We start from the raw sequence: 3,102 nt of genomic DNA, 5'->3' as shown, positions 1-3,102 counted from the left end.
GAAGAAGCTCCAGCACCGGCACCAGTTGCTGCACCAGCTCCAGCTCCAGCCCCTGCTGCTGACGCATCGGCTCCTGCCGCTGCTGCATCCGCTCCGGCTGCTGCCGCCTCGGCACCTGCTGCTGACGCCGCTGCCGCTGCAGCCGCTGCTACGGCCGCTCCAGCCAGCGCTGCGAAGTAATTCTTCAGCGAGTCGAAAAAAGCCGCCGCGAGGCGGCTTTTTTATGGACGCTTGTTTGCCGCGATGGACGGCATGCACCCGCATTGCAGGGCCCACGACCCTTCCTCAGATATGGATCCAGCGTGTGCCGACGTCGGGCCTGGCCACAATGATGTCTTCCGCGTCCCAACCCACGGCTGCGGCCATCAGGTTTTGCACCAGCTCCGGCCGGTTGTTTTGCGCGCTGAGATGGGCTGCCACCAGGTAGCGTAGCCCCTGATGCATGACGCCGCGGGCGACATCCGCTGCGGCCGTATTGGAAAGATGCCCAAATTGGCCGCCCACCCGCCGCTTCAGGAATGCGGGATAGGACGATTGGGCCAGCATGTCGGAATCGTGGTTGCACTCCAGCATCAGGGCGTCGCAGCCCCCAAGGTTTTCCAGTACATGCGAAGTGGCATGACCGAGATCAGTGAGGATGCCCAGCTTTGCCGATCCGTCGGTACAGCTCAGTTGCAGGGGTTCCCGGGCATCGTGGGGCACCGTAAAAGGCGTCAGCTGCATGCCGCCGAGGTCAATGGCTTTACCGTCGCGCGCCTTGTGCAGCAACCCGTCAAAATCCGGTGCCCCTATGCCTGCGTGGGTGCCATGGCTCATCCAGACCGGGATCCGGTAGCGAAGCGACAGTGACCGGGCGCAACCGACGTGGTCACCGTGCTCATGGGTGATGAACACGGCGTGAATGTCTTCGGGTTGCAGGCCCGCCTCACCGAGCCTGTAGAGCAGGTGCTTGAGYCCTAGCCCGCAGTCGACAAGAACGCGAAGCGGCGTGATTCCTGACGCTTCAACCAGTGTGGCATTGCCTGAACTGCCACTGCCCAGACTTTTGAACCTCAACACACCGGTATGGAATCGTCAGTCGGGATGAACAGGGTCACGAACCGGGATTTATCGCAGATCGTCGGCAATCACCTGGATGATGCGCTGGGCATTGGCCGATGCTTCAGGGGCGCCCTGGGCATTGAGGACCGATACCGTGGTGCTTTCACCCTGGCTCTTGAYGGCGATACGGTACTTCAACGGCGGCACGGCGGCTGGCGAGCCGCTGAACAGCTTGCTGAAGAAACCGGGCTCGGTTTTGTTCACGATGGGCTCGACGTAGCGCACGAAGTAGGTTCCCTGGCTGCGGTCGCGATCTTCAACCGTGAAGCCGGTGCGGTCCAGTGCCAGGCCGACGCGGCGCCATGCACGTTCAAAGCCTTCGTCGATCTGCACGACGGGCTGGCTGTTGACAGTGGCGATCCGCGAGGTCTGTTTGTCTGCACCGGCGGCCACCAGGGCCTTCGATTGCTCTTGCGTGACACCCAGCTTGACCATCAGGCGCCGCAGGAATTCGGCTTCCAGCTCCGGGTCGGCAGGGCGCGGTTGCCACATGGTGCTGTCGCCGCCGGTTTGGCCGGCTTTGACGCCGGTCAACACCTCGACCATGCCGCGGTGGCTGACATAGATTTCCGTGCCGCCATCAGGACGGCGCTCCAGCCGTGTGCGGAACTTGTCGCGTTCACCGGTGGAGTAAAGGCTGTCGAATACTTTGCCGATGGTGTTGCGGATGAAATCCTGCGGGAGCTTGGCGCGGTTTTCAGCGTAATCGGTTTCCATGATGCCGAGGTTTTCCTGGTCCTGGGACAGCAGGAAGCCGCTCTCCAGCCAGAAATCACGCACGGGCGTCCAGAGCTTGTCTGCGGGCCGGTTCACCACCAGCCAGCGCTGGCTTCCCGCGCGCTCGATGCGAACGTCGCCCACGGTCACAGCGGCTGTCTGCACGGCCTGGGTTGGCTGGCCTACCTGGTAGCTGCTGGCGGACACCGCGGTGCCGGGCACCACATAACGGGTTTCGCGGCTCAGTTGTGTGAGGTCGGGAGGGATCGCCAGGGAAGGGGCTTTGGCGCCGCTGCTTTTGTAGTCGACGCGTTCGCCTTCCATCACATCCCTGATGGAGGAGCAGCCGGCGAGCAGACCGAGGGCAACCAGTGCAGACACGGTGGCGGCGCTCCGGGCTTTGGAAAATGCAGGATGTGTTGGCAATATCTTCACTTGGGTTCCCTTAAAAATCAGATCAGGCAAATCAGACCAGGCCGCAGATGCGCAGGGCGCTTTCCACGGCGGCTTCGTTCGATGTTTCCAGCGGCGTCATCGGCAGGCGCAATGTGCCGCCGCAAAGGCCCATCCGGGCCATGGCCCACTTGACGGGAATCGGGTTGGCTTCGACAAACAGGTTTCGATGCAGCGGCAGCAATTTAAGTTGCAGCTCCATGGCGCGGCGGGCATCGCCGGCCACGGCGGCCACGCACAGCTCGTGCATGAGGCGAGGCGCGACGTTGGCCGTCACGCTGACATTGCCCTGGCCGCCGCAAAGCATCAGCGCCACGGCGGTCGGGTCGTCGCCTGAATACACGGCAAAGCCCTTGGGCACTTCCTTGATCAGCCACTGGGCGCGCTCGATGTTGCCGGTGGCTTCCTTGATGCCGACAATGCCGGGCACCTGGGCCAGGCGCAGCACGGTGGCATGCGCCATATCGGCGACGGTGCGGCCGGGCACGTTGTAAAGCACGGTGGGGAGGTCGCCAACCGCTTCCGCAATCGCCTTGAAGTGCCGGTACTGGCCTTCCTGGGTGGGCTTGTTGTAATAGGGAACGACCTGCAGCTGGCAGTCCGCGCCGACGCCTTTGGCAAATTTGGCCAATTCGATGGCTTCGGCGGTTGAGTTGGCGCCGCAGCCGGCCATGATAGGCACGCGCTTTTTGGCTTGCTCCACCGACACCCGGATGATTTCGCAATGTTCTTCGACATTGACGGTTGGGGATTCGCCGGTGGTGCCGACCACGCCGATGCAGTCGGTCCCTTCGGCAATGTGCCAGTCAACCAGCTTGCGCAGGGTGGGGT

Annotated in this window: 3 protein-coding genes; all 3 read right to left on the bottom strand. The window is 63.0% G+C overall.

The genetic code is table 11. From position 1 onward, the window contains the following. Positions 1 to 285: 285 nt before the first annotated feature. Positions 286 to 1,059 (bottom strand): MBL fold metallo-hydrolase, encoded by a 774-nt coding sequence (locus AC1D1P_RS19040; RefSeq protein WP_477671116.1) that lies wholly within the window; start codon positions 1,057 to 1,059, stop codon positions 286 to 288. Positions 1,060 to 1,107: 48 nt separating this feature from the next. Continuing rightward, positions 1,108 to 2,199: an outer membrane protein assembly factor BamC gene (gene bamC / locus AC1D1P_RS19035; RefSeq protein ID WP_477674050.1), complete on the bottom strand. Its 1,092-nt coding sequence runs from the start codon at positions 2,197 to 2,199 to the stop codon at positions 1,108 to 1,110. 85 nt (positions 2,200 to 2,284) lie between these two features. Continuing rightward, the coding region (gene dapA / locus AC1D1P_RS19030; RefSeq protein WP_477674049.1) for a 4-hydroxy-tetrahydrodipicolinate synthase at positions 2,285 to 3,102 on the bottom strand (818 nt) is incomplete at its 5' end.

The organism is Polaromonas sp. P1_E1_2, assembly GCF_056406035.1.
Note: the sequence above shows the minus strand (reverse complement) of the source record. Positions and strands in the feature narration are given on the sequence as shown.